This is a genomic window from Massilia sp. ST3 (assembly GCF_018119405.1).
In the GTDB taxonomy this organism is placed as follows: Bacteria; Pseudomonadota; Gammaproteobacteria; order Burkholderiales; family Burkholderiaceae_D; genus Telluria.
In genome coordinates this window covers 66,436-88,121 of record NZ_JAGPWC010000001.1, presented here as the reverse complement: position 1 = coordinate 88,121, position 21,686 = coordinate 66,436, and the positions used below count along the sequence as shown (strand labels likewise).

Here is a 21,686-nt window from a genome sequence, read left to right as displayed (position 1 = left end):
GGCGGACCGGCACGCAATAGGAGCTCGGCCACCCATATTGCATTAATGCTAACTCTGCTTCCGGATGGTAACACTGACATGAGGAAGGCAGCAAGGACCTGTGCCGAAACGACAACAGAGATGTAGCGCGAATAGCTTCAGCTATTCACCGTATGAAGGACTGCACAGGACACGAAAAAGCGGGCCGCGGTCATGTCGCCGCGGCCCGCTTTCAAGCGCTGAAAGGCTCAGATCCAGTAGATGAATGCGGCCAGGGCGACGACGAGGGCGATACGGGTCAGGTTGTATGCGGTCTTGTTCCATGCCTTGTAGCGGCGGCGGTACTGGCCGGCGTAGAAGGAAATGCGGAACAGCTTGCTGACCAGGCCGACCTGGTCGCCTGTCTCATTGGGCGAGGCGGCGGCAGTCATCAGGGTGCGGCCGAGCCAGCGGTTGACGGCGCCCATCCAGCGGAAGCGCATCGGGCGCTCGACGTCGCAGAACAGGATCACGCGGTCGCTCTCGCTGCCGTTGATCGCCCAGTGGATATAGGTTTCGTCGAAGACGACGCCCTGGCCGTCGCGCCAGCTGTGACGCTCGCCGTCGACCTCGATAAAGCAGCGGTCGTCGTTCGGCGTCGCCAAGCCCAGGTGATAGCGCATCGACCCGGCGAAGGGGTCGCGGTGGGGATTCAGCTTGCCGCCCGGCGGCAGTTCGGCGAACATCGCCGCCTTCACCGAGGGAATCGACTGCAGCAGGGCATAGGTCTGCGGGCACAGGCGTTCGGCCGACGGGTGGCTGGCGTCGTACCATTTCAGGTAGAAGCGCTTCCAGCCGTTCTTGAAGAAGGAATTGAAGCCGGCGTCGTCGTTCTGCTCGGCCGCCTTGATCTTCTTGAGGGCGAGCAGGTTCTCGGCCTCGGCGCGGATCACCTGCCAGTTATCCTGCAGCTTTTGCAGCTCGGGGAACTCGCTCACGGGGATATAGGGCGTGGCCGGTACCCGCGAGAATTTATGCATGAAGATATTGATGGGCGCCATGAACGACGAGTGGTCGAAGATCTGGCGGCGGAACGGCAGACGAACCCGTCCACGGAAATGGATGTGCAGGATCGAGAGGAAATAAAAACCCACCACTGCCCACTTCATCACGTCCTCCATCTCAGCCGGATTGCGGCTGGCTTGCTTGATCAAGGACGCAGGATACCATAACGGCCCACTGACCGTGAGGGCCAGGCCGTGTCTCTGGGGCAACATACCACGCCGGAATCCGGACAATTCGCGGGCTCCGGCGTGCTGTCTTGGCCCGGCGGGCCGGGCGCGGAGTGCGCTAGGTTTAGTGCAGCACCGACGTCATCGCATAACCTTTTTCGGCGATCTGGCCGCTCAGGTTGTCGATGTCGAAGTCCGGCAACTGGCTGGCGCCATCATCGACTTCGAACGCGCGGGTTTCGATCTCCCAGTCGGTGTTGGTGGCTTCTTCAGGAATATTCTTGGCTTCGGGTACTGCCAGGTACGAGTACTTGCCGTCTCGTTCTGCTCTGCGGTAAATATCCAGGCGCATAGTCTTGTCCTCTTGTCAAAACCCGCTTTCCGGATGAAAGCGGGCGGTTCCACAGTAGAAGATCGAAGCCGGGCCGTCTGTTAATTGGCCCACACTCAACAGGGTGCCGCTCAGCGGCCCGGCGAATAGCCGAGCACCCTGGCGGGCAGCAGCACGATGGCGCGCAGCAGTTCGAACACGGCTTCCACGCCGACGCCGAGCAGGCGGAAAGGCAGCAGCACGAGCCACACCAGCGGATACATCACCAGGGCCAGCAGCGCGATCGGCCAGCACAGGAACAGCAGCATCAGCCACACCAGGAAACTCAGCATTGTACGCTCCATGTCGAAAGAAGACGGCATGGATAGAGTATGTACTGAGGGTGCGCAGCTCAACGTGCTTGCGATAAGGGGTCGAAAAGGCGGGGTGAGTGGTGGAATTGCAAGGGTAATCGGTATGACGGGGAGTTGGCGGTTTGCCAAAAACTTGGGTCCCGGCCTTCGCCGGGACGGCGTGCTGGAGCTCACGCAGAGTAATACTAAGCGTTGACTCTCGAACGTCGGCCCGGCGCAGGCCGGGACCCAAGTCCGCCGCACACCAGACAGCTGGCTTCAGCTACGCGGCGTGCAAGGAGTGATCAGGCAAACGCCGCCACCCGCTCCGTCGCCTCGCTGTTCACCACCTGCGTCTCGATCGACGCCTGCAGCGAGGGAATCGACCCGCCCGCACGGTAATGGAAGGACACCCGGAGCAAGTCGCCCGCCTGCACCTGCATCGGCTTGGCCAGCGGCAGGGTCATGTAGTGGTTCAGCCAGTCGATCGTGGTCGACTGCTCCTGCACCACCGCCAGCACGTTCTTGGTGATGAAGCGCATCGCGTTCAGGGTGCCGCTCTTCTCGACCAGCATCGAACCCTCGAAGCCGATGTGGGTGTCGACCGGGGTCTGGAAGTCGATGATGCTGTACACGGCCGGCTGGGCCAGCTCGACGGTGCCCGGATAGACCACGTTGGTTTCCTGGAACTGTACGATGGGCGCGTGGAAGCCTTCGAAATCGTATTCCTGCTGGACCGGCTGGGCCGCCATGATCACGGCCTCGGGCAGGAAGACCGGCAGCGGGCCGCCGAAGCGCGCCAGGTAGCGGCGCTTGAAGGATTCGATCACCTCGACCTGCTTCTCGCGCAGCATGCCCACGTGGATCATCTCGCAGATCACGACGTCGACGGGCTCGGGCGGCAGGTAGTCGAAGGCGTCGGCGTGGACCACCTCGACCTTGTGGCCGTTCGGGTTGATCGCCAGGAATTTGCGCGCTTCGCGCACCATGTCCGGATTGTATTCGACGCAATAAACCTTGCTCGCCTGCTGGGCCGCGAAGAAGGAGAGCACGCCGGTGCCGCCGCCCAGTTCCAGCACGCGGGCGCCGGGGAAGACCGCGTAGTGGATGGCGGACTTGAAGCTGTGCATGCGGTTCTGGTCCATCAGCATGTTGTGATGGTAGTGCACGGGAATGAACTGCCCCAGGTAGCAGCTCTCGATTTCGCGTTCGTTCAGCATAATTATCCTTTGGTACGGAGGTGGACCGTGAGCACATTATGGATAAGGATGCATGCGGCCGAAGGGCCGAGCTGCGGGGTGTTTACCGTCTAGTTCCCGGCGGAAACGGCAGCGGCGCCTGGACGCTGCTCAGGATGTGGCGCCCGAGAGCGCCCGTACCACGTCGGTTCGGCCTGCCCGTTCGGCGATCTGGGCGGCGGTCAAGCCCTCGTTATTCTTCAGTTTTGCCTTGGCGCCACGCTTGAGCAGCAGCATGGCGGTCGAGGCATGCCCTTCACGCGCGGCCATCATCAGCGGTGTGTAGCCCCCGCTCTGGCGCGGCGACACGGCGTCGACCCTGGCCCCGCGCCCGATCAGCAGCTCCGCGATATCGTCGTCACCGGCCGCCGCGGCATAGTGCAGCGCCGTCCAGCCCGGCCGGTTCAGCTTGGCGCCCTTGTCCAGCAGCGCCTCGACCGCGTTCTTGTTGCGCTTGAAGGCGGCCATCATCAGGGCCGTGTTGCCGTTGGCCGCCGTGGCCTCGAGGTCGGTGCCCGGATGCGCCAGCAGCGCACTGAACACCCTGGGCGCGTCTTCGCGCAGCGCCAGCACCAGCGCCGTATCGCCGCCGACAGGATTGCGCTCGTTGGCATTGACCACGGCGCCCACCATGCGCTCCACCGTCTTCAGGTCGTCAAGCTGGACCGCGCGGAAGAAGGCCGCCACTTCCTCCGGCGTCGGCGGCCGCACCGCCTGCGCGCTGGACACGACACCTGCGAGCAGGCCGGCAAGGACGAAGGCGCGGCGGGAGAATGGCATGGCTCAGGCCTTCGCGGTCTGGAACAGGTTAAAGAAGTTTTCGGTGGTCTGCCCGGCCACGTCGCGCAGCGAGACGCCCTTGAGGGTGGCGATGAACTCGGCCACGTGGGCGACATAGCCCGGCTCGTTCATCTTGCCGCGGTAAGGCACCGGGGCCAGGTAAGGCGAATCGGTCTCGATCAGCATGCGTTCGAGCGGCACGGCGCGCGCCACTTCCTGCAGCTCCTTGGCGCTCTTGAAGGTGACGATGCCCGAGAACGAAATATAGAAGCCCTGGGCCATGGCGGCCTGGGCGACTTCCAGCGACTCCGTAAAGCAGTGCATCACGCCGGCTACGCCGCCCTGGTCGGTGCCGGCGCCCTCTTCCTGCATGATGCGGATGGTGTCGGCGCTGGCGGCGCGGGTGTGGATGATCAGCGGCTTGCGGGTCTCGCGCGAAGCCCGGATGTGGGTGCGGAAGCGCTCGCGCTGCCACTCCAGGTCGCCTTCCAGGCGATAGTAGTCGAGGCCGGTTTCGCCGATGGCGACGATCTTCGGGTGATTGGCGAGCTCGACCAGCTGCTGAACGCTGGGTTCGGGCGTGTCCTCGTAGTCGGGATGGACGCCGACCGAGGCATAGATATGCGGATATTGCTCGGCCAGGGCGAGCACCTGGGGGAAATCCGGCAGGTCGACCGAGACGCACAGGGCGTGCGTGACCTTGTTCTCGGCCATCTTGGCCAGGATCTCCGGCATCCGGGCAGCCAGCTCCGGGAAATTGATGTGGCAGTGGGAATCGATAAACATCCCGCCATTTTAATCGAGATGCGGCGGGAAGCTCATCCCGCGCCCGGCTCGCGCCTCCGGATCAGGCGACCCGCTTGCCCAGGATGATCAGGTCGCGCTCGATCCCGTCCAGGTTCGCCACGCGCGGGAAATTTGCCCAGGTATCGAAGCCGTACTTGCGGAACAGTGCCAGGCTGGGCGCATTGTGGCCGAAGATAAAGCCGAGCAAGGTATGCACCTTGACCTCGGGCGCGAAGGCCATCGCCAGCTCCAGGCAGTATTTGCCGATGCCCTTGCCGCGGGCCTGCTCGGCGATATAGATCGACACCTCGGCCGTGCCCGAATAGGCCGGGCGGCCATAGAAATTCGAATAGGAGAGCCAGCCCAGCACTTCCGGTTGCGCGCGCGTGTCGTCGGCGGCGTGGATCACCCACAGCGGCCGGCGGTCCGGCGTATGGTCGGCGAACCATTGCTCGCGCGATTGCACGGTGATCGGCTCGGTATCGGCGGTGACTTCGCGCGAGGCGATGGTGGAGTTATAAATCTCGACGATGGCGGGCAGGTCGTCGCGGGTAGCCAGGCGGTGGACGTAGGACGGCATACGGCGTAAGTGCTTTATTGGAAAGGTCAGGGAATTACAGGGTATGGGTGGCGCGCGAGGAGCGCAGCGCCGCCCCGAGGATTTCCTCGATGCGCAGCTTGGCGCGCTGCCCGGCTTCGTCGGCCGGGAAATGCACGCCGATGCCCTGCGCCTTGTTGTTGTTCGCGCCCGCCGGGGTGATCCAGGCCACCTTGCCGGCGATCGGGTACTTGTTCGGGTCGTCCATCAGCGACAGGATCAGGTAGATCTCGTCGCCGATCTTGTAGGGCTTGTTGGTCGGCACGAACATGCCGCCATTCTTGAGGAAAGGCATGTAGGCGGCGTATAGCGCCGCCTTTTCCTTGATGGCCAGCGACAGCACGGACGGCCGCGGTGCTTGCGGTACGTTCGGGTCAGTCGGGGTGGCGCTCATCGGTGTCCTTTCATCAACCTCTTCAGGTGCAGCACGAAGTGTACTCAAGCAACATGTCTTCGACAAACAATTTTGCCGACAGCGGGTGCTCGGCCACGGCGCGGCGCTCGTTGGTGGCCTTGATGGCCCGCATCAGGCTTGCAGTGTGCACCTTGCCCGCCAGCGCGGCAAGTTCGCGTCCGTAGCGCGGATAGTAGCGGACCTTGCCGGACATCTTGTACGAAAACACATCGTACAGCCAGCGCTGCAGCCACGCCACCAGGGCCGGCAACTCGCCCTTGGCCAGGCGCTCGGCGGTGCGCAGGGCGCCGTCCTTCGAAGGCTGAGCCAGGAAGTGCAGCAGCGCGTCCATCTCTTCGCGCCCGCCCCCTTCGCTCGCGGCCAGCGCGGCCAGCGGCGCGCCGCCCTGCTCGCGCAGCCAGCTGTCGGCATCGGCCAGGCCCTGGGCCTTGAGCCAGGCCAGCGCCTCCTCGTGCGACGGCATGGGCAGGGCGAACTTGCGGCAGCGCGACAGGATGGTCGGCAGCAGGCGGTCCAGGCTGTTGGAAGCCAGCAGGAAGACGGTGCCCGGCGGCGGCTCTTCCAGGGTTTTCAGCAAGGCGTTCGACGCCGGCATGTTGAGCGCCTCGGCCGGGTACAGCACCACCACCCGCAAGCCCTGGCGGTGAGTCGAGATATTCATGAAGTCCGCCAGCGAACGGATCTGCTCGATCTTGATTTCCTTGGAGGGCTTGCTGGCCTTGGCCTTGCGCTCGCCCTCGCCGCCCTCCTCGCCTTCGGACGGCTCGTCTTCCAGCGCTTCCGGACGCACGCGCCGGTAGTCCGGATGGTTGTGCTGGGCGAACCAGCCGCAGGACGCGCATGCCTCGCATGCGTGGCCGTCCGGCTTCACGTTTTCACACAAGAGGGCCTGGGCAAAAGTTTCCAGGAAATCGGCCTTGCCGGTGCCCGCCGGGCCATGGAACAGGATGGCGTGCGGCATGCGCGCGCGCATCTGCTGCAGCTGCGTCCACGCGGCTTCCTGCCACGGATACATCGTCACAACAATTTCTCCAGTACTTCAGACAAATGCGCCTGAATCGCCTCGATCGAACGGGTCGAATCGATGACCACGATCCGCTGCGGGAACTCGGCTGCCCGGCGCAGGTATTCACCGCGGCACTTCTCGAAAAAGTCCGCCTGCTCGCGCTCGAATTTGTCGAGGGTGCGGGTGGCGTCGAGGCGTTCGCGCGCTACCTCGAGGGGGACGTCGAACAGCAGCGTCAGGTCGGGCTGCAGGCCCGGGTGCACCCAGTGTTCCAGGGTTTCCATCTTGTCGCGCGCCAGGCCGCGGCCGCCGCTCTGGTAGGCGAAGCTGGCGTCGGTAAAGCGGTCCGACAGTACCCAGTTGCCGAGCGCCAGATTCGGTGCGATCACCTGGGCGATATGCTCGCGCCGGCTGGCGAACATCAGCAGGGCCTCGGTCTCCAGGTGCATCTTCTCGTGCAGCAGCAGCTCGCGCAGCTTCTCGCCCAGCGGGGTGCCGCCCGGCTCGCGCGTGGACACCACGGCCTTGCCGCGCGCGGCCAGCCAGCCGGCCACGAAGCCGATGTGGGTGGATTTGCCGGCGCCGTCGATGCCTTCGAAGCTGATGAATTTCCCTTGCACGGTACCGCCTTCGGTCATCGGGTGATCTTTCGCTGGTACTGGTTCACGGCGCGGTTGTGGTCCAGCAGGTTGTCCGAGAACTGGCTGGTGCCGTCGCCGCGCGAGACGAAGTACAGGGCCGGGGTCTTTTCCGGCGCCAGGGCCGCGTTCAGCGACTGGATACCCGGCAGCGCGATCGGCGTGGGCGGCAGGCCGCCGCGCGTGTAGGTATTGTAGGGCGTGTCGGTTTCCAGGTCCTTCTTGCGGATCTGGCCGGCGAAGCGCTCGCCCATGCCGTAGATGACGGTCGGGTCGGTCTGCAGCAGCATGCCGGTGCGCAGGCGGTTGACGAACACGCCGGCGATCATGCCGCGCTCGCTCTTCTGGCCGGTTTCCTTCTCGACGATCGAGGCCATGATCAAGGCCTCGTAGGGGGTCTTGTAGGGCAGGCTCTGGTCGCGCTGTTCCCAGGCCGTCTTCAGGTGGCTCAGCATGGCCTGGTGCGCCTTCTTGTAGATGTCCAGCTCGGACGAGCCCTTGGCGAACAAGTAGGTATCGGGGAAGAACAGGCCCTCCGGGTCCTTGTACTCGGTCGAGATCTTGGCCATCAGCTCCTGGTCGGACAGCTTGACCGTGTCGTGCTTCAGGCGCTCGTGCGCGCCCAAGGCCTGGCGCATCTGGCGGAAGGTCCAGCCTTCGATGATGGTGATCGCTTCCTGCGCGAATTCGCCGCGCACCAGTTGCGACAGCAGCTGGCGCGGCGAGGTGTTCGGTTTCAGTTCATAGCTGCCGGCCTTGATCTTCGCGGCCTGGCCGGTCACCCGCGCCAGCAGCGCGAACAGGTAGCCGTTGAGCGGCACGCCCGCGCTGGCGATCTGCTGGGCGGCGGCGGCCGCGCCGCTGCCGGGATTGACCGTGAATTCGATCGCGGGCTCCGCCGTGGTCAAGGGGTTCTTGGCCCACCACGAGAAAGCGCCGACCGCGCCGATGGATACGACGACGGTCGCGACGATGAGTTTTTTGAGGAGTGCCATGTGCGTTTGCTTGGTATTGCGCCGCGTTCGGCGCGATTTTCCCGACATCTTTATAATGAGCCCGTAATGATAAAGCCTAATTGCAAGATCATATTCGATTTATGACCCACTGGACTGAACAACTTTCCGCGCTCGGCGCCCGTTTCCACGTCGACGAGGCGAACCAGGTCGAGGATTTCGGCCATGTATTGACAGCCCAAGAGCTGGCCGCCGGCTTCGTCGCCACCGTCACCGACCTGGGCCTGATCGCCGTCGCCGGCGACGATGCCGCCTCCTTCCTGCACGGCCAGCTCACCAGCGACGTCGAGCATCTCGGCCCGATTGAAGCTCGCCTGGCCGGCTACTGCACGCCCAAGGGCCGCCTGCAGGCCACCTTCCTGATGTGGCGCGACAGCGAAGCCGTCTACCTGCAGCTGCCGCGCGCCATCCAGGCGCCGCTGCAAAAGCGCCTCGGCATGTTCGTCCTGCGCTCCAAGGCCAAGCTGCGCGACGCCACCGACGAGGCCCCGTTCCAGGCGGTGCTCGGCCTGGGCGGCGCCAAGGCCGAGGCGGCCCTGAGCCGCCATGCCGGCACGCTGCCGGCCGCGCCCATGTCGAAAGCCGACGGCGCCTTCGGCACCGTGATCCGCCTGCACGACGCCGCCTTCGAAGGAACCCAGGCGCCGCGTTACCTGTGGCTGACCAGCGCCGAGAACGGCCTGGCCGCCCTGTCCGCGCTCAAGGACGAGCTGGCCCTGGGCGGCAACCAGGCTTGGCAGCTGGCCGCGATCCACGCCGGCGCGCCCCAGGTGACCGCCGCCACGCAGGAGCAGTTCGTACCGCAGATGGTGAATCTCGAGCTGCTGGGCGGCGTCAATTTCAAGAAAGGCTGCTACCCCGGCCAGGAGATCGTCGCACGCACCAAGTATCTTGGCAAGATCAAGCGCCGCGCCGCCCTGGCCAGCGTGGACAACGCCGCCGCCCGCCCCGGCGACGAGGTGTTCTCCAGCACCGACCCGGACCAGCCTTGCGGCATGGTGGTCAACGCCGCGCCGAACGGCCTGGGCGGGGCCGACGTCCTGGTCGAGATCAAGCTGGCCGCGCTGGACGACGCCGTGCACCTGGGTTCGAGCGCGGGGCCGCGCCTGGCCTTCGCGCCCATGCCCTACAGCCTCGATCCCGTCGACGACTGACGATGGTCGACCTGTACGTCTATTACAAGGTGCGTGAACACGACGCCGCGCGCCTCGGCCCGCTGGTGCGGGCGATGCAGCAGCGCCTCGCCCGCGGCGATGGCGTGCCGGTGCAGCTCAAGCGCCGCCCCGGAGCGAAGGATGGCCTGCAGACCTGGATGGAAGTCTATCCGGGGGTGGACGAGGGTTTCGCGCAACAGCTGGAAAACGCCGCGCAGGCCGCCGGCCTGCACGCCTATATCGACGGCCCGCGCCGGGCGGAAGTTTTCACGGATCTAGCCCCATGTGCCTGATTGTCTTTGCATGGCATGTCGTCCCCGGCGTGCCGGTGATCGCGGTGGCCAACCGCGACGAGTTCTACGACCGCCCCGCCACCCCGGCGGCGCCCTGGCCCGAGCACCCTCACGTAATCGCGGGCCGCGACCTGCAGGGCGGCGGCAGCTGGATGGGCGTGTCGCTGCGCGGCCCCAACGGCCCGCGCTTCGCGGCCTTGACCAATATCCGCGCTCCCGCCGAGCGGCGCGAGGACGCGCCCACCCGCGGCGCGCTGGTGGCCGACTTCCTGAAGGACGAGATCAGCGCCGCCGACTACGTGGCGGCGCTGGCGGCGCGCCCGGACGACTACAACGGCTACAACCTGGTGCTGGGCGACCGCGAGTCGCTGTACTGGTACTCGAACCGGGGGCATGCCGACCCGCGCAACGGCCAGCCGCTGGAGCCCGGCCGCATCTACGGCATCTCGAACAGCCTGCTGGATGCGCCCTGGCCCAAGGTGCTGCGCACCAAGGCGCAATTCGCCAGTCTGCTGTGCCAGGGCGCGCCGGAAGACGCCTACTTCGAGATGCTCGCCGATACGACGCGCGCGCCGGACCTCAGGCTGCCCGAAACCGGCGTGCCGATCGAGGTCGAGCGCATGCTGTCGCCGGTCTGCATCGAGTCCGAAAGCTACGGCACCCGCACCTCCACCGTGGTCAAGCTGTACCGCGAGGGCGAGCCGGAACTCCACGAGCGCGTGCTGCAACCCCAGAACGGGTGACGCGTTCTCAGCGATCGACGGCGGCGGCGATCTGCTGGAACATCCGGTTCACCTTCGCCACGCCCGCGTCCTCGTTGTACATCCCCGCGGTGATCACCACCACCAGGTCCAGCCCCGGCGCCACGAACAGGCGCTGGCCGCCATTGCCGTAGGCGGCCGCCCAGCGCTGCTCGCCGCCCAAGGGCGGGGTCGCGCCCAGCCACCACTGGTAGCCGTACTGGCGCCCGTCGCCGATCTCGGCATGCGGACGCAGCGCGTCGTCGATCCACGCCGCCGGCACCAGCTGGCGGCCGTTCCACTCCCCGCGCTGCAGCACCAGCTGGCCGATCCTGGCCAGGTCGCGCGGCCGCATGCGCAGTCCCGCGAAGGCCAGCGGCCGGCCGCGCAGATCCTGCATCCATTCCCAGTCGGTGATGCCCAGCGGCGCGAACAGGCGCGTGCGCGCATACTCGGGCAGCGGCATCCCGACGCCGCGTTCGAGCAGCCGGGCCAGCACCGCGGTGGCCCCGCCGCTGTACTGGAAGCGGGCGCCGGGCGGGTGCAGCATGGGGCGCGACAGTACGGCCTTTTCCTGGGAGGCGCGCCAGTACAGCGCCAGTTCGTCGTTGCCGAGCCCGTACTGGTAGGGCTCCTTCCATTCAAGCCCGCTGCTCATGCTGAGCAAATGGCCGACCGTGATCGCCTCGCGTCCGTCGCGCCTGAGCTCCGCCAGTTCGGGGAACAGGTCGAGCACGCGCGCGTCGAGCGGCGGCGTCTTGTGCTCGGCCTGGGCGATGCCCCACAACAGGCTGGTCACGGACTTGCTGACCGAGCGCAGGTCGTGGCGGGTATGCGCGTCGAAATCGACGCTGCGCGCGAACAGGGAATACACCGAGCGGTCCTTGCCGGAGCGGTAGCGTTCCGCCACCAGCTCGCCATGGCGCTGGATCACCAGTCCATGCAGATTGGCTTCGCCGGCCTGGAAATCGCGCAGCACTTGGCACAGGCGGTCGGCATCGAAGCCCTGGGCCGCGATGCCCGCGCGCTCCACCGAATGGCAGGCCATCGCGCCCGCGGACCAGCACCAGCAAAGGACGGCTGCCGCGCGCAGCAGCCAGGAGACAAACGGGGACGGGAGCGGAGCTGCGTTCAACGGATCGGTCCAATGCAATGACGAGGCGGCGAAGTGTGCCATGGATTCAGGCCGGCGCCCCGCTTCTCGCGCGCCGGGGCCCGAAACTATTCTCCCCGCATGGAAGCTCGCGCGGCTCCCCCCAGCCGTGGGGGTCTTACATTTCGATGACATCTTTACGCGCCCCGGGGCTGCTAGCATGTTTCCTTACAGTAACTACGAAAGGAAACCGACATGAAAACGAACCTGACCCGCCTGGCCGCGATGTCCATGCTCTCGCTGGCGATGAGCGCACCCTGGCACGCATTCGGGGCCGAGCATCCGGACGCCAAATGGGTGACGGGCTACTACGGCGGCTACTTCTGGGACAACAGCGACTACCAGGCGCCGCAGCACGTCGACATGACGGCCATGACCCACTTCGTCTTCGCGCGCATCGGCCCGGGCGGCGGCGCCAAGGGCAAGCCGGGCGAGGTCGTCCTCGGCGCCGGCACCGCCCACGACCGCCGCGACCTGGGACCGGGCGCCCCCTACGACATGACGGTCGAGGAATACATGGTCAAGCGCGCCCACCACGTGGGCATCAAGGCCCTGGTCATGCTGGGTGGCGAAGGCGACAACGCCGGCTTCATCGCCTCCTCGCGTCCCGCGGTGCGCGCGACCTTCGTGAAGAACCTGGTCGACTACATGGTGGCCAAGGACTACGACGGCATCGATGTCGACTGGGAAGGCATCAAGGACGACGCGCTCGAGGAGCAGGCCTTGCTGGAAGCCCTGATCGCCGACCTGCGCAAGGAAGCCAACGCACGCCCGCGCTACCAGGACAGGCCGGTCATCATCACCTTCCCGGCCGGCATGCTGAACATGAACATCGACCAGGTCAGCGCCCACCAGCTGCGCGTGGCCGGGATGGTCGACCAGTACAACTTCATGAGCTACGGCATGGGCTGGTTCGGCCAGGGCTGGAACAGCACCACCTTCGCGCCGCTCACGGGCCATTCCCCGGCGCGGCCGATGTCGATCGCCGGCACCATCCAGAAGTACGTCGACGCGGGCGTGCCGCGCGCCAGGCTGGGCATGGGCCTGGGCTTCTACGGCATGCACTACGCGCCGCCCTACACGGGCCCGGACCAGGCGACCGACGGCGACCTGGCCAACTGGTCGGTCTACGACGTGCGCTGGAACTACCGCCAGCTGCACAAGCACGGCTACCTCGACAAAGGCATCTACGCCTGGGACCACGCCACCCAGACCAGCTACCGGACCTACCCTGGCGGCTACACCCCGGCCAGCCGTCCGGAATGGACCACCGGCTACCTGAGCTACGAAGAACCGGCGACCATCGCCGCCAAGGGCGCCTGGGCGCAGTCGACGCGCGAAGGCGAAGGCGCGGGCGGCACCATCATCTGGCTGGTCAACTACGGCACCACCGACGGTGTCAACAACCCGCTCCTGACCGCGGTGAAGAAGGCCTTCATCGATCCGAATGCGACCGAGCCGGGCCCGAACCCGAACCCGCTGCCGCCGCCACCGCCGCCGGTCGTCGAGAGCACCCTGGCCGCCACCAACGACTGGGGCACGGGCTACTGCGGGACCCTCACAGTGCGCAACGTCGGCACGACCGCCGGCGAGTGGACGGTGGAGCGCGCCTTCGCCGACACCGTCACCTCGCTCTGGAACGGCAGCTATGCCCTGGCCGGCCAGGTCCTCAGCGTGAAAGGCGCGAACTGGAACAAGATGCTGCGACCCGGCGAGTCGACCGAGATCGGCCTGTGCGCCACCCGTCCGGCCAAGCCCGTGGAACAGCCGCCCGAACTGCCGGCCGGCGCGCTCACGGCCAGCCTCAGGATCACGGCCGACTGGACCAGCGGCTACTGCGCGTCGGTGTCGGTGACCAACACGAGTGCGGTCAGGGCCGTGGGCTGGAGCGTGCAGGTGCCGAACGTCCAGGGCACGGTGACCTCGTTCTGGAACGGCACGCACAGCATGGATGGTTCGACCATGATCCTGTCGGGGCCGGATTGGAACCGTGACCTGGCGGCGGGCGCGACCAACGGCGACGCAGGCTTCTGCGCGGCCCGCTGAGCGCACAGGCGGGCGCCGTGGATTTGGGAGAGATTCGGACGTGCCCATAGGCGCTATACTCCGGCCTCTTCAAGGCCACACTACACGCCTATGCCTATGCCATCCCTGCCCGCTTCATCCAGGCTCACGCGCCTCCTGGGCGCCGTGTTGTCCGGTTTTTTCCTGACTGCGGCCCTGCCCCCGGCCGCCTTGGCCTGCGACACGGCCGAGCACTGCGTGCGCGGCATCATGGCGGCGGCGCGGGCCGGCGATGAGGTCGCGCAGCTGCCGCTGATCGTCCGGCTACGGCACATCGGCGGCCCGCCGCCAGGGCGCGCCGGCAGCTATACGGCGGCGGCCGAGGAACAAGAGAAGCTGGCGGTGGCGCACATGCAGGCTGGAAGGCACCGCGAAGCGGAACAGCTGCTGGTCAAGGCGCTGGCCTCGCTGCCGACCCACGCCAACTTCTGGAGCCACCTGGCGGTCGCACTGCAGGTGCAGGGCAAGCATGACGACGCGGTATCGGCGCTGGTCACGGCGCATGCCTGGAGCCATGACCCGGCCGAAGTCGCGCGCGGTTTCGAACGCGTGGCGGAGGAAACGGCCTTCGGCGGATCCATCTATCGCGCGGCTGCGGACGCGATCGCCGCGAATGCCGCGGCCCGGTCCAGGCGCGAGGCGAGCCTGCCGCCGGTACCGGCCCGCGAACTGGGCGAGCCCGGCGGACCGGACAGCACCCTGGCCTATATCGACCTGGACAGCTGCCGGCGCCCGGACTACCCCTGGCTGGCGCGTGACAACGAAGCGCAAGGCAAGGTCGGACTGCTGTTCTACGTCGGCGCCGACGGCAAGCCCCTCTACGTGAAGCACACCCTCTCCAGCGGCATCGCCGCCCTCGACAACGAAACCGTCGTCGCGCTGGGCGTCTGCCGCTTCCGTCCGGCACGCAAGGATGGCGCCGCGACAGCGGGCTGGTCGAAGCTCGAATATGTCTGGCAGATCGAGTAGCGCGTTCTACGGGGCGGTTGCCTTGTTCGGGATCGCTCCGTCCCCGGCGGTGACGCAGGCCCGCTTAGGGAGTAGAATCCGGCTCCAATAGTAGAAAAGGCGAGCGATGAAGAAAACCGACCTGGCAAAGAGCGACGCGAAGAAATTGATGAACAAGATGGGCGCAAAGAACGCCGCTTTCGGCGCCGCCGCCGGTTCAACCGCGCCGGATCGCCGCGAACAGCGCGAGCGTGAGCGCGCGCTGGGGCTGGTGCCTTTTGCCGTCAAGCTGAATGGCGACCTGGTACAGCAATTGCGCCGCCTGAGCGAGGAGCGCGGCGTCGACCTGGGCCAGCTGGTGACCGAACTGCTGCAAAAAGGCTTGTCCGACTGATTCCTCGCCTCCGGCCAGCATCGTGAACAGGATCCTCGGACTCGTCCTGTGCGTGGCCCTCGCCGGCTACCTCGGCGTGTGCGTCCTGCTGTTCCTGAAACAGCGATCGTTCATCTACTTCCCTCCCCAAGGAGCCGCGCTGCAGGCGCCGCAGGTGGCGACACTGGCGGTGCCGGGCGCGCTGCTGCGCGTCTCGCAGCGACCCGCGCCCGGCCGGAAAGCCCTGATTTACTTTGGAGGCAATGCGGAAGACGTCTCGGCCAGCTTGCCCCAGCTGGCGCAGGCTTTCCCCGAACGCTCCCTCTTCCTGCTGCATTACCGCGGCTATGCGGGCAGCTCGGGCAGCCCGTCCGAGGCGGCGCTGGTGGCCGATGCGCTGGCCTTGTTCGACAAGGTCGCGGCGGACCATGAGGATGTGGCGCTCGTCGGGCGCAGCCTGGGCAGCGGCGTCGCGGTACAGGTGGCGGCGGCGCGCCCGGTCGGCAAGCTGGTCCTGGTCACTCCCTACGACAGCCTGGCCGGCCTGGCCGCTTCCCACTTTCCGTATTTCCCCGTGCACTGGCTGCTGCGCGACAGGTACGAATCCTGGCGCCATGCCCCCAGGGTGAGCGCTCCCGTCCTGATCGTGGCCGCCGAGGACGATGAGATCATCCCGCGCAAGAGCACGGAACTGCTGGCGACGCGCTTTGCCCCGGAGCGCGTGAGCCTGCGCGTCATCGAAGGAACGGGGCACAATACGATTTCCGGGAGCGCGGCCTATGTGGCGGCGCTGCAATGGGCACGATAATCATCCGGCCACCAACAGGAGACAAAGCATGCACTACCAAGGAAGCTGCCACTGCGGCGCCGTCGCTTTCGACGTCGAAGGCGAGATCGACAGCGCGCTGGCCTGCAACTGTTCGATCTGCGCGCGCAAGGGCTCCCTGCTCTGGTTCGTGGCGCGCGACAAGCTGCGCCTGAAGACCCCGGAAGAAGCCGCGAGCACCTACATGTTCAACAAGCACGTGATCAAGCACTGCTTCTGCCCGACCTGCGGCATCCATCCCTACGGCGAAGGTGTCGACCCCAAGGGCAATGCCATGGCCGCGGTCAACCTGCGCTGTGTCGAGAACCTCGACCTGGACAGCATCCCGGTGCACCACTACGACGGCCGCTCGCACTAGTGTGAGCGGCGCACCCCGGCCTTCAGCATGTCCCTGACCTGGGGCGTGGCTGCATACGGATCGGCCGGCGCCCCGCCCTTGACGATCGCCTCGAAGCGCTCGGCCGCCGCGCCCAGCGCCTGCGGATGCGAATAGAGATAGAAGCGGCCTTCGCGGATGCCCTCGAAAGTCAGGCGCGCCACGTCCCCGGCCGACACCTTGCCGGAACCGACCGCCTTCTCGGTCAGGGCCTGGGCGGCCATCTGGCTGGCGGTCACGCCTTCCTGGCTGTGCAGCTCTGCGGGCCGGTTGCGGTGCGAGTGGGCGATGGCGGTCGGCACGAAGTAGGGGCACAGCACCGAGGCGCCGATCGGCGCATCGACCAGCCGCAGGTCGTGGTAAAGCGTTTCGGTCAGGGCCACCACCGCATGCTTGGAGACGTTGTACACGCCCAGGGCGGGCGCCGTGAGCAGCCCCGCCATCGACGCGGTATTGACGATGTGTCCCTCGAAGCCGGGATGCTTCTGGGCACACTCGAGCATGACGCGGGTGAACACGCGCACCCCGTGGATCACGCCCCACAGGTTCACGCCCAGCACCCATTCCCAGTCCTGTTCCGAGTTTTCCCACACCAGGCCGCCCGAACCGACGCCGGCATTGTTGAACACCAGGTGCACGGCGCCGAAGCGCGCGATGGCGGAATCCGCCAGTTCCTGGACGTGGGCGCCCTTGCTGACGTCGCACACCATGGCCAGCACCTCGGCGCCCCCGCGCAGCAGCTCGTCGGCGGCGTGCTCGAGCGCCTTGGCCTGGACGTCGGCCAGCACCAGCTTCATGCCCAGCCCGGCCGCCACGTTGGCGAACTCGCGCCCCAGGCCGCTGGCCGCGCCGGTGATGACGGCGACCTTGCCGTGAAACTCCTTCATCTCTCCCTCCCCCTGCCCGGGATCAGACTGCCGACACGCCCCCATCGACGGCCAGCGTCTGCCCTGTGATGTGCTTGCCGGCGTCGGAGGCGAACAGCACCACCGCGCCCTTCAGGTCCTCGTCGTCGCCGAGGCGGTTCAGCGGCGCATCCTTGGCCAGGGTATCCTCGCCGAAGGTCGCCAGCACCCCCTTGGTCATCTTGGACGGGAAGAAGCCCGGCGCGATCGAGTTGACCGTGATGCCGTGGCGACCCCACTCGCCCGCGAGGGTACGGGTGAAATTTACCACCGCGCCCTTGGACGTGTTGTACGCGAGGGTTTGCATGGTGCCGGGCGGATTCCCGGCCAGGCCGGCGATCGACGAGATGTTGACGATGCGCCCATAGCGGCGCGGGATCATGGACAGCTTGCCGACCCGCTGCGACACCAGGAACATGGCGCGCACGTTCAGGTTCATCACCTTGTCCCAGGCTTCGAGCGGATAGTCCTCGGCCGGGGCGCCCCAGCTGGCGCCGGCATTGTTGACCAGGATGTCGACGTGGCCGAGGAGGCGCAGCGCCTCGTCCACGAAGGCGTGGGCCTGGGCTTCGTCCGAGAGGTCGACCGCGATGCTGGAAGCCTCGATGCCGCGCGCCTTCAGATGGGCGACGGCTTCGTCGAGCTCCTCCTGCTTGCGCGAGGAGATCACCAGGCGCGCGCCCTGCTCGCCGAGCGCTTCGGCCATCTGCAGGCCGAGCCCGCGCGAGCCGCCGGTGACAATGGCGGTCTTGCCCTTCAGTGAAAACAGTTCGTGGGTGCTGCGCATGGGTGTCTCCTTTGTTATTTTATGCGTAGGCCGCTTGAACGCGTCGGCGGCGCAGCCGCCAACCCTGGGTAGGGTCGGCGGATTTCCCGCCGACGCGTTCAACCGGCGCGTGCCGGATCAAACCTCGTAATCCATGCATTGGCGCGCTTCGCGGATCGCACCGATAAAAGGCACCAGCGCCTTGTGGGTCGGATGCGTGGCGTAGGCCTCGAGCGCCGCCTTGTCCTCGAACTCCGAGTACAGCACCACGTCGTAGGTCGCTTCCAGTCCCGGCTGGGCGATCACCACCTCGAATGTGAGAATGCCGGGGACGATATGGGCGCATTCGTCCAGCCGGCGCTTCATCTCGCGCGCATTGGCGGCGCGGTCGGCGCCTTCGGCCTGGTCCTTCAGCTTCCACATCACGATATGCTTGATCATTCCTTCTCCTGGTATCGATTCACACGACTTCGAACAGTCCGGCCGCGCCCTGGCCGCCGCCGACGCACATGGTGGCCACCACATACTTGGCACCGCGGCGCTTGCCTTCGATCAGCGCATGCCCCACCATGCGCGCTCCGGACACCCCATACGGATGGCCGACCGCGATCGCGCCGCCGTTCACGTTGAGGCGGTCCATGGGGATGCCGAGGCGGTCGGCGCAATACAGCACCTGCACGGCGAAGGCTTCGTTCAGTTCCCACAGGCCAATGTCTTCCACCGTCAGCCCGGCCTTTTCCAGCAGCCTGGGGATGGCGAACACGGGGCCGATACCCATTTCGTCCGGCTCGCAGCCGGCCACCGCGTAGCCGCGGAAGATGCCGAGCGGCTGCAGGCCCCGGGCTTGCGCCAGGCGCCCGCTCATGACGATCGTGGCCGCGGCGCCGTCCGAGAACTGGCTGGCGTTGCCGGCGCTGATCACGCCGCCCGGCAGCGCGGGACGAATCTTCGCCACGCCCTCCAGCGTCGTATCGGCGCGGATGCCTTCGTCGGCGGCGATGGTGACTTCTCGGGTGAGCAGCATGCCGGACGCCTTGTCGGCCACGCCCATCACCGTGGTCATGGGGACGATCTCGGCGTCGAACAGGCCCGCTGCCTGGGCGGCGGCCGCGCGCTGCTGGCTGCGCACACCGTATTCGTCCTGGCGCTCGCGCGGGATCGCGTAGCGGCGCGCCACCGTCTCGGCGGTCTGCAGCATCGGCCAGTACAGTTCCGGCTTGTGCTTCTTGAGCCAGGTCTCGTACAGCATGTGGCGGTTCATCTCCTGCTGCACGCAGGAAATCGATTCGACGCCGCCGGCGGCGAAGATCTCGCCTTCTCCGGCAAGGATGCGCTGGGCCGCCAGGGCGATGGTCTGCAGGCCGGAGGAACAGAAGCGGTTGACCGTCATGCCCGGCACCGTCACCGGGCAACCGGCCCGCAGTGCAACCTGGCGCGCGATGTTGACGCCGGTGGCGCCCTCGGGGTTGGCGCAGCCCATGATGACGTCCTCGACCTCGCCCGCTTCGATGCCGGCGCGCGCTATGGCCGCCTCCAGCACGTGGCCGCCGAGGGTGGCGCCGTGGGTCATGTTGAAGGCGCCCTTCCACGATTTGGCCAGGGCGGTGCGGGCGGTCGAAACGATGACGGCGTCTTGCATGCGGAGTCTCCTCTTGGTGTTCGCGCGGCTGGGACCGGACGAGCATAGCATATTACGAACGGTCGTTCGTGATCAAACCTGCAAGTCATCCCTGCCGGCCCGGAATGCCGTCCGACGCGGGGACAGCGGGACGTCCGACACCGGCGCAGGCCGCACGGCCGTGCTTCTGTAAGCTTTGCGTAAGCTTGGTGCAAGAATCGTGTAAGGTTTGCGGAACACACTCGCTCCCAGCTGATGAAGAATTGGCAATGCGAACGTTCTGGCCGATGAGCTGGTCAAACCGCAGCGCAGTCAGCAAACCGCCAAGCAGCAATCCGAAAGACAATTACTATACGGAGACACACATGGCTATCACACCCGGTATGACCGCCGGAGGCAAGGCAACAGCCCCCTCCTCTGGTCTGACCAAGGAAGAACGCAAGGTCATCGTCGCTTCTTCCCTCGGTACCGTTTTTGAATGGTACGACTTCTACCTCTACGGTTCCCTTGCGACCATCATCGCCAAGCAGTTCTTCATCGGCGACCCCACCACCACCTTCATCTTCGCGCTCCTGGCCTTCGCCGCCGGCTTCATCGTGCGCCCCTTCGGCGCGCTGGTGTTCGGCCGCCTGGGCGACATGATCGGCCGCAAGTACACCTTCCTGGTCACGATCCTGATCATGGGCGCCTCGACCTTCCTGGTCGGCCTGCTGCCCAGCCATGCGCAGATCGGCATCGCGGCCCCGATCATCCTGGTCACCCTGCGCATCCTGCAGGGCCTGGCCCTGGGCGGCGAATACGGCGGCGCCGCCACCTATGTGGCGGAACACGCGCCGCACGGCAAGCGCGGCCTGTTCACCTCCTTCATCCAGACCACCGCCACCATCGGCCTGTTCATGTCGCTGCTGGTCATCCTCGGCACCCGCACCGCGATGGGCGAAGAGGAGTTCCAGGCCTGGGGCTGGCGCATTCCCTTCCTGATCTCGGTGGTCCTGCTGGGAATTTCGGTGTGGATCCGGATGTCGATGGCCGAGTCGCCCGCCTTCGCCAAGATGAAGGCCGAGGGCAAGACCTCGAAGGCCCCGCTGTCGGAAGCCTTCCTGAACTGGAAGAACGGCAAGATCGCCCTGCTGGCCCTGGTCGGCCTGACCATGGGCCAGGCGGTGGTGTGGTACACCGGCCAGTTCTACGCCCTGTTCTTCCTGACCAAGACCCTGAAGATCGACGAGCCGACCTCGAACATCCTGATCGCGATCTCGCTGCTGCTCGCGACCCCGTTCTTCATCTTCTTCGGCTCGCTGTCAGACAAGATCGGCCGCAAGAAGATCATCCTGGGCGGCTGCCTGATCGCCGCGGTGACCTATTTCCCGATCTTCAAGGCGATCACCCACTACGGCAACCCGGCGCTGGAAAACGCGATCAACACCTCGCCGGTGGTGGTCGTGGCCGACCCGAACACCTGCAGCTTCCAGGTCGACGCCACCGGCACCAAGAAATTCCCGTCCTCCTGCGACATCGCCACCCGCATGCTGACCGCGGCCTCGGTCAGCTATACCCGCCAGGACGCCCCGGCCGGCACCGTCGCCTCGGTGAAGGTGGGCGAGAACGTGTTCCAGTCGTTTAACGCGGTCATGACTCCGGACAACCTGAACTTCGACGCCGCCAGCAAGGAACGCGAAGCCGCGCTGAAGAAGGAAGTCACGGGCGCCCTGAAGGCGGCCGGCTACCCGGACAAGGCCGACCCGGCCGCGGTGAACAAGCCGATGCTGGTGCTGCTGCTGTTCATCCTGGTGATCTACGTGACCATGGTGTACGGCCCGATCGCGGCAATGCTGGTCGAGATGTTCCCGACCCGCATCCGCTACACCTCGATGTCCCTGCCCTACCACATCGGCAACGGCTGGTTCGGCGGCCTGCTGCCGACCACCACCTTCGCGCTGGTGGCCTTCAAGGGCGACATCTACTACGGCTTGTGGTATCCGATCATCATCGCCCTGATCACCGTCGTGGTGGGGGCGCTGTTCATTCGCGAGACCAAGGACAACGATATCTACGCGCATGACTGATCTGCGGATCGGTTAACGGAAAATGCCGCTGGGGACAGCGGCATTTTTTTTGGCTGGCGGTCTGCGAACAAACTTGG

Annotated in this window: 25 protein-coding genes; 9 read left to right on the top strand and 16 right to left on the bottom strand. The window is 66.3% G+C overall.

The features are described from left to right. Positions 1-227: 227 nt before the first annotated feature. From lpxO to mltG, 11 genes are all read right to left on the bottom strand, one after another. Positions 228-1,127 carry a lipid A hydroxylase LpxO gene (lpxO, locus tag KBW98_RS00420; RefSeq protein WP_211518099.1) on the bottom strand — a complete coding sequence of 300 codons (900 nt, stop codon included), beginning with the start codon at positions 1,125-1,127 and terminating at the stop codon, positions 228-230. A 187-nt stretch (positions 1,128-1,314) separates the two neighbouring features. Then, positions 1,315-1,542 carry a DUF6139 family protein gene (locus KBW98_RS00415; protein WP_211518098.1) on the bottom strand — a complete coding sequence of 76 codons (228 nt, stop codon included), beginning with the start codon at positions 1,540-1,542 and terminating at the stop codon, positions 1,315-1,317. A 110-nt stretch (positions 1,543-1,652) separates the two neighbouring features. Further along, positions 1,653-1,853, bottom strand: coding sequence for a hypothetical protein (locus KBW98_RS00410; RefSeq protein ID WP_211518097.1), 201 nt, complete (start codon positions 1,851-1,853; stop codon positions 1,653-1,655). A 305-nt stretch (positions 1,854-2,158) separates the two neighbouring features. Beyond that, on the bottom strand, positions 2,159-3,073 hold the full coding sequence (locus KBW98_RS00405; protein WP_211518096.1) for a methyltransferase domain-containing protein: 915 nt from the start codon (positions 3,071-3,073) through the stop codon (positions 2,159-2,161). 129 nt (positions 3,074-3,202) lie between these two features. Continuing rightward, the gene (locus KBW98_RS00400) at positions 3,203-3,871 is read right to left on the bottom strand and encodes an ankyrin repeat domain-containing protein (protein ID WP_211518095.1); all 669 of its coding nucleotides are present in this window, start codon (positions 3,869-3,871) and stop codon (positions 3,203-3,205) included. Between the two features lie 3 nt (positions 3,872-3,874). Then, on the bottom strand, positions 3,875-4,657 hold the full coding sequence (locus tag KBW98_RS00395) for a TatD family hydrolase (RefSeq protein WP_211518094.1): 783 nt from the start codon (positions 4,655-4,657) through the stop codon (positions 3,875-3,877). A gap of 61 nt (positions 4,658-4,718) precedes the next feature. Then, positions 4,719-5,237, bottom strand: coding sequence for a GNAT family N-acetyltransferase (locus KBW98_RS00390; protein ID WP_211518093.1), 519 nt, complete (start codon positions 5,235-5,237; stop codon positions 4,719-4,721). A 34-nt stretch (positions 5,238-5,271) separates the two neighbouring features. Continuing rightward, the gene (locus KBW98_RS00385) at positions 5,272-5,649 is read right to left on the bottom strand and encodes a PilZ domain-containing protein (protein ID WP_211518092.1); all 378 of its coding nucleotides are present in this window, start codon (positions 5,647-5,649) and stop codon (positions 5,272-5,274) included. A 22-nt stretch (positions 5,650-5,671) separates the two neighbouring features. Next, the gene (locus KBW98_RS00380; RefSeq protein ID WP_229428896.1) at positions 5,672-6,685 is read right to left on the bottom strand and encodes a DNA polymerase III subunit delta'; all 1,014 of its coding nucleotides are present in this window, start codon (positions 6,683-6,685) and stop codon (positions 5,672-5,674) included. Between the two features lie 2 nt (positions 6,686-6,687). Continuing rightward, entirely contained in the window at positions 6,688-7,314 is a 627-nt protein-coding gene (tmk, locus tag KBW98_RS00375) for a dTMP kinase (protein ID WP_211518091.1), read from the bottom strand. Beyond that, positions 7,311-8,309, bottom strand: a complete 999-nt coding sequence (gene mltG, locus KBW98_RS00370; RefSeq protein ID WP_211518090.1) for an endolytic transglycosylase MltG — start codon at positions 8,307-8,309, stop codon at positions 7,311-7,313. The genes tmk and mltG overlap by 4 nt, the downstream gene beginning before the upstream one ends. 101 nt (positions 8,310-8,410) lie before the next feature. Here mltG and KBW98_RS00365 point away from each other — a divergent pair, with 101 nt between their 5' ends. From KBW98_RS00365 to KBW98_RS00355, 3 genes are read left to right on the top strand one after another with little or no spacing between them, the layout of a single operon-like run. Continuing rightward, positions 8,411-9,481 carry a folate-binding protein YgfZ gene (locus KBW98_RS00365; protein ID WP_211518089.1) on the top strand — a complete coding sequence of 357 codons (1,071 nt, stop codon included), beginning with the start codon at positions 8,411-8,413 and terminating at the stop codon, positions 9,479-9,481. 2 nt (positions 9,482-9,483) lie between these two features. Then, entirely contained in the window at positions 9,484-9,774 is a 291-nt protein-coding gene (locus KBW98_RS00360; RefSeq protein WP_211518088.1) for a DUF4936 family protein, read from the top strand. Beyond that, positions 9,765-10,517, top strand: coding sequence for an NRDE family protein (locus KBW98_RS00355; protein WP_211518087.1), 753 nt, complete (start codon positions 9,765-9,767; stop codon positions 10,515-10,517). The genes KBW98_RS00360 and KBW98_RS00355 overlap by 10 nt, the downstream gene beginning before the upstream one ends. A gap of 7 nt (positions 10,518-10,524) precedes the next feature. On the opposite strand, the gene KBW98_RS00350 is transcribed toward KBW98_RS00355, so the two are convergent. Beyond that, on the bottom strand, positions 10,525-11,562 hold the full coding sequence (locus tag KBW98_RS00350) for a serine hydrolase (RefSeq protein WP_211518086.1): 1,038 nt from the start codon (positions 11,560-11,562) through the stop codon (positions 10,525-10,527). A 300-nt stretch (positions 11,563-11,862) separates the two neighbouring features. Between KBW98_RS00350 and KBW98_RS00345 the strand changes: the two genes are divergently transcribed. The 5 genes from KBW98_RS00345 to KBW98_RS00325 all read left to right on the top strand — a co-directional run bounded on the left by KBW98_RS00345 (position 11,863) and on the right by KBW98_RS00325 (position 16,236). Next, positions 11,863-13,713 carry a cellulose binding domain-containing protein gene (locus KBW98_RS00345; protein ID WP_211518085.1) on the top strand — a complete coding sequence of 617 codons (1,851 nt, stop codon included), beginning with the start codon at positions 11,863-11,865 and terminating at the stop codon, positions 13,711-13,713. A gap of 90 nt (positions 13,714-13,803) precedes the next feature. After that, positions 13,804-14,700, top strand: a complete 897-nt coding sequence (locus KBW98_RS00340) for a TonB family protein (RefSeq protein ID WP_211518084.1) — start codon at positions 13,804-13,806, stop codon at positions 14,698-14,700. A 106-nt stretch (positions 14,701-14,806) separates the two neighbouring features. Beyond that, positions 14,807-15,073 carry a hypothetical protein gene (locus KBW98_RS00335; RefSeq protein WP_211518083.1) on the top strand — a complete coding sequence of 89 codons (267 nt, stop codon included), beginning with the start codon at positions 14,807-14,809 and terminating at the stop codon, positions 15,071-15,073. A gap of 22 nt (positions 15,074-15,095) precedes the next feature. Further along, entirely contained in the window at positions 15,096-15,860 is a 765-nt protein-coding gene (locus KBW98_RS00330; RefSeq protein WP_211518082.1) for an alpha/beta family hydrolase, read from the top strand. Between the two features lie 28 nt (positions 15,861-15,888). Next, positions 15,889-16,236 (top strand): GFA family protein, encoded by a 348-nt coding sequence (locus KBW98_RS00325; RefSeq protein WP_211518081.1) that lies wholly within the window; start codon positions 15,889-15,891, stop codon positions 16,234-16,236. On the opposite strand, the gene KBW98_RS00320 is transcribed toward KBW98_RS00325, so the two are convergent. The 4 genes from KBW98_RS00320 to KBW98_RS00305 form a co-directional block, all read right to left on the bottom strand. After that, positions 16,233-17,141, bottom strand: a complete 909-nt coding sequence (locus KBW98_RS00320; protein ID WP_211518080.1) for an SDR family oxidoreductase — start codon at positions 17,139-17,141, stop codon at positions 16,233-16,235. The two genes, KBW98_RS00325 and KBW98_RS00320, sit on opposite strands and share 4 nt — an antisense overlap. Before the next feature lie 22 nt (positions 17,142-17,163). Continuing rightward, positions 17,164-17,946 (bottom strand): SDR family oxidoreductase, encoded by a 783-nt coding sequence (locus tag KBW98_RS00315; RefSeq protein WP_211518079.1) that lies wholly within the window; start codon positions 17,944-17,946, stop codon positions 17,164-17,166. A gap of 117 nt (positions 17,947-18,063) precedes the next feature. Next, entirely contained in the window at positions 18,064-18,366 is a 303-nt protein-coding gene (locus KBW98_RS00310; protein WP_211518078.1) for a Dabb family protein, read from the bottom strand. 19 nt (positions 18,367-18,385) lie between these two features. Further along, positions 18,386-19,564 (bottom strand): acetyl-CoA C-acyltransferase, encoded by a 1,179-nt coding sequence (locus tag KBW98_RS00305; protein WP_211518077.1) that lies wholly within the window; start codon positions 19,562-19,564, stop codon positions 18,386-18,388. Positions 19,565-19,908: 344 nt separating this feature from the next. Here KBW98_RS00305 and KBW98_RS00300 point away from each other — a divergent pair, with 344 nt between their 5' ends. Continuing rightward, positions 19,909-21,609 (top strand): MFS transporter, encoded by a 1,701-nt coding sequence (locus KBW98_RS00300; protein WP_229428887.1) that lies wholly within the window; start codon positions 19,909-19,911, stop codon positions 21,607-21,609. The last annotated feature ends 77 nt before the right edge of the window (positions 21,610-21,686 follow it).

What these genes read in the sequence shown, in the direction of transcription:
- lpxO (WP_211518099.1), bottom strand. Translation starts at nt 1,127, where the DNA reads ATGAAGTGGGCAGTGGTGGGTTTTTATTTCCTCTCGATCCTGCACATC.
- KBW98_RS00415 (WP_211518098.1), bottom strand. Translation starts at nt 1,542, where the DNA reads ATGCGCCTGGATATTTACCGCAGAGCAGAACGAGACGGCAAGTACTCG.
- KBW98_RS00410 (WP_211518097.1), bottom strand. Translation starts at nt 1,853, where the DNA reads ATGCTGAGTTTCCTGGTGTGGCTGATGCTGCTGTTCCTGTGCTGGCCG.
- KBW98_RS00405 (WP_211518096.1), bottom strand. Translation starts at nt 3,073, where the DNA reads ATGCTGAACGAACGCGAAATCGAGAGCTGCTACCTGGGGCAGTTCATT.
- KBW98_RS00400 (WP_211518095.1), bottom strand. Translation starts at nt 3,871, where the DNA reads ATGCCATTCTCCCGCCGCGCCTTCGTCCTTGCCGGCCTGCTCGCAGGT.
- KBW98_RS00395 (WP_211518094.1), bottom strand. Translation starts at nt 4,657, where the DNA reads ATGTTTATCGATTCCCACTGCCACATCAATTTCCCGGAGCTGGCTGCC.
- KBW98_RS00390 (WP_211518093.1), bottom strand. Translation starts at nt 5,237, where the DNA reads ATGCCGTCCTACGTCCACCGCCTGGCTACCCGCGACGACCTGCCCGCC.
- KBW98_RS00385 (WP_211518092.1), bottom strand. Translation starts at nt 5,649, where the DNA reads ATGAGCGCCACCCCGACTGACCCGAACGTACCGCAAGCACCGCGGCCG.
- KBW98_RS00380 (WP_229428896.1), bottom strand. Translation starts at nt 6,685, where the DNA reads ATGTATCCGTGGCAGGAAGCCGCGTGGACGCAGCTGCAGCAGATGCGC.
- tmk (WP_211518091.1), bottom strand. Translation starts at nt 7,314, where the DNA reads ATGACCGAAGGCGGTACCGTGCAAGGGAAATTCATCAGCTTCGAAGGC.
- mltG (WP_211518090.1), bottom strand. Translation starts at nt 8,309, where the DNA reads ATGGCACTCCTCAAAAAACTCATCGTCGCGACCGTCGTCGTATCCATC.
- KBW98_RS00365 (WP_211518089.1), top strand. Translation starts at nt 8,411, where the DNA reads ATGACCCACTGGACTGAACAACTTTCCGCGCTCGGCGCCCGTTTCCAC.
- KBW98_RS00360 (WP_211518088.1), top strand. Translation starts at nt 9,484, where the DNA reads ATGGTCGACCTGTACGTCTATTACAAGGTGCGTGAACACGACGCCGCG.
- KBW98_RS00355 (WP_211518087.1), top strand. Translation starts at nt 9,765, where the DNA reads ATGTGCCTGATTGTCTTTGCATGGCATGTCGTCCCCGGCGTGCCGGTG.
- KBW98_RS00350 (WP_211518086.1), bottom strand. Translation starts at nt 11,562, where the DNA reads ATGGCCTGCCATTCGGTGGAGCGCGCGGGCATCGCGGCCCAGGGCTTC.
- KBW98_RS00345 (WP_211518085.1), top strand. Translation starts at nt 11,863, where the DNA reads ATGAAAACGAACCTGACCCGCCTGGCCGCGATGTCCATGCTCTCGCTG.
- KBW98_RS00340 (WP_211518084.1), top strand. Translation starts at nt 13,804, where the DNA reads ATGCCTATGCCATCCCTGCCCGCTTCATCCAGGCTCACGCGCCTCCTG.
- KBW98_RS00335 (WP_211518083.1), top strand. Translation starts at nt 14,807, where the DNA reads ATGAAGAAAACCGACCTGGCAAAGAGCGACGCGAAGAAATTGATGAAC.
- KBW98_RS00325 (WP_211518081.1), top strand. Translation starts at nt 15,889, where the DNA reads ATGCACTACCAAGGAAGCTGCCACTGCGGCGCCGTCGCTTTCGACGTC.
- KBW98_RS00320 (WP_211518080.1), bottom strand. Translation starts at nt 17,141, where the DNA reads ATGAAGGAGTTTCACGGCAAGGTCGCCGTCATCACCGGCGCGGCCAGC.
- KBW98_RS00315 (WP_211518079.1), bottom strand. Translation starts at nt 17,946, where the DNA reads ATGCGCAGCACCCACGAACTGTTTTCACTGAAGGGCAAGACCGCCATT.
- KBW98_RS00310 (WP_211518078.1), bottom strand. Translation starts at nt 18,366, where the DNA reads ATGATCAAGCATATCGTGATGTGGAAGCTGAAGGACCAGGCCGAAGGC.
- KBW98_RS00305 (WP_211518077.1), bottom strand. Translation starts at nt 19,564, where the DNA reads ATGCAAGACGCCGTCATCGTTTCGACCGCCCGCACCGCCCTGGCCAAA.
- KBW98_RS00300 (WP_229428887.1), top strand. Translation starts at nt 19,909, where the DNA reads ATGGCTATCACACCCGGTATGACCGCCGGAGGCAAGGCAACAGCCCCC.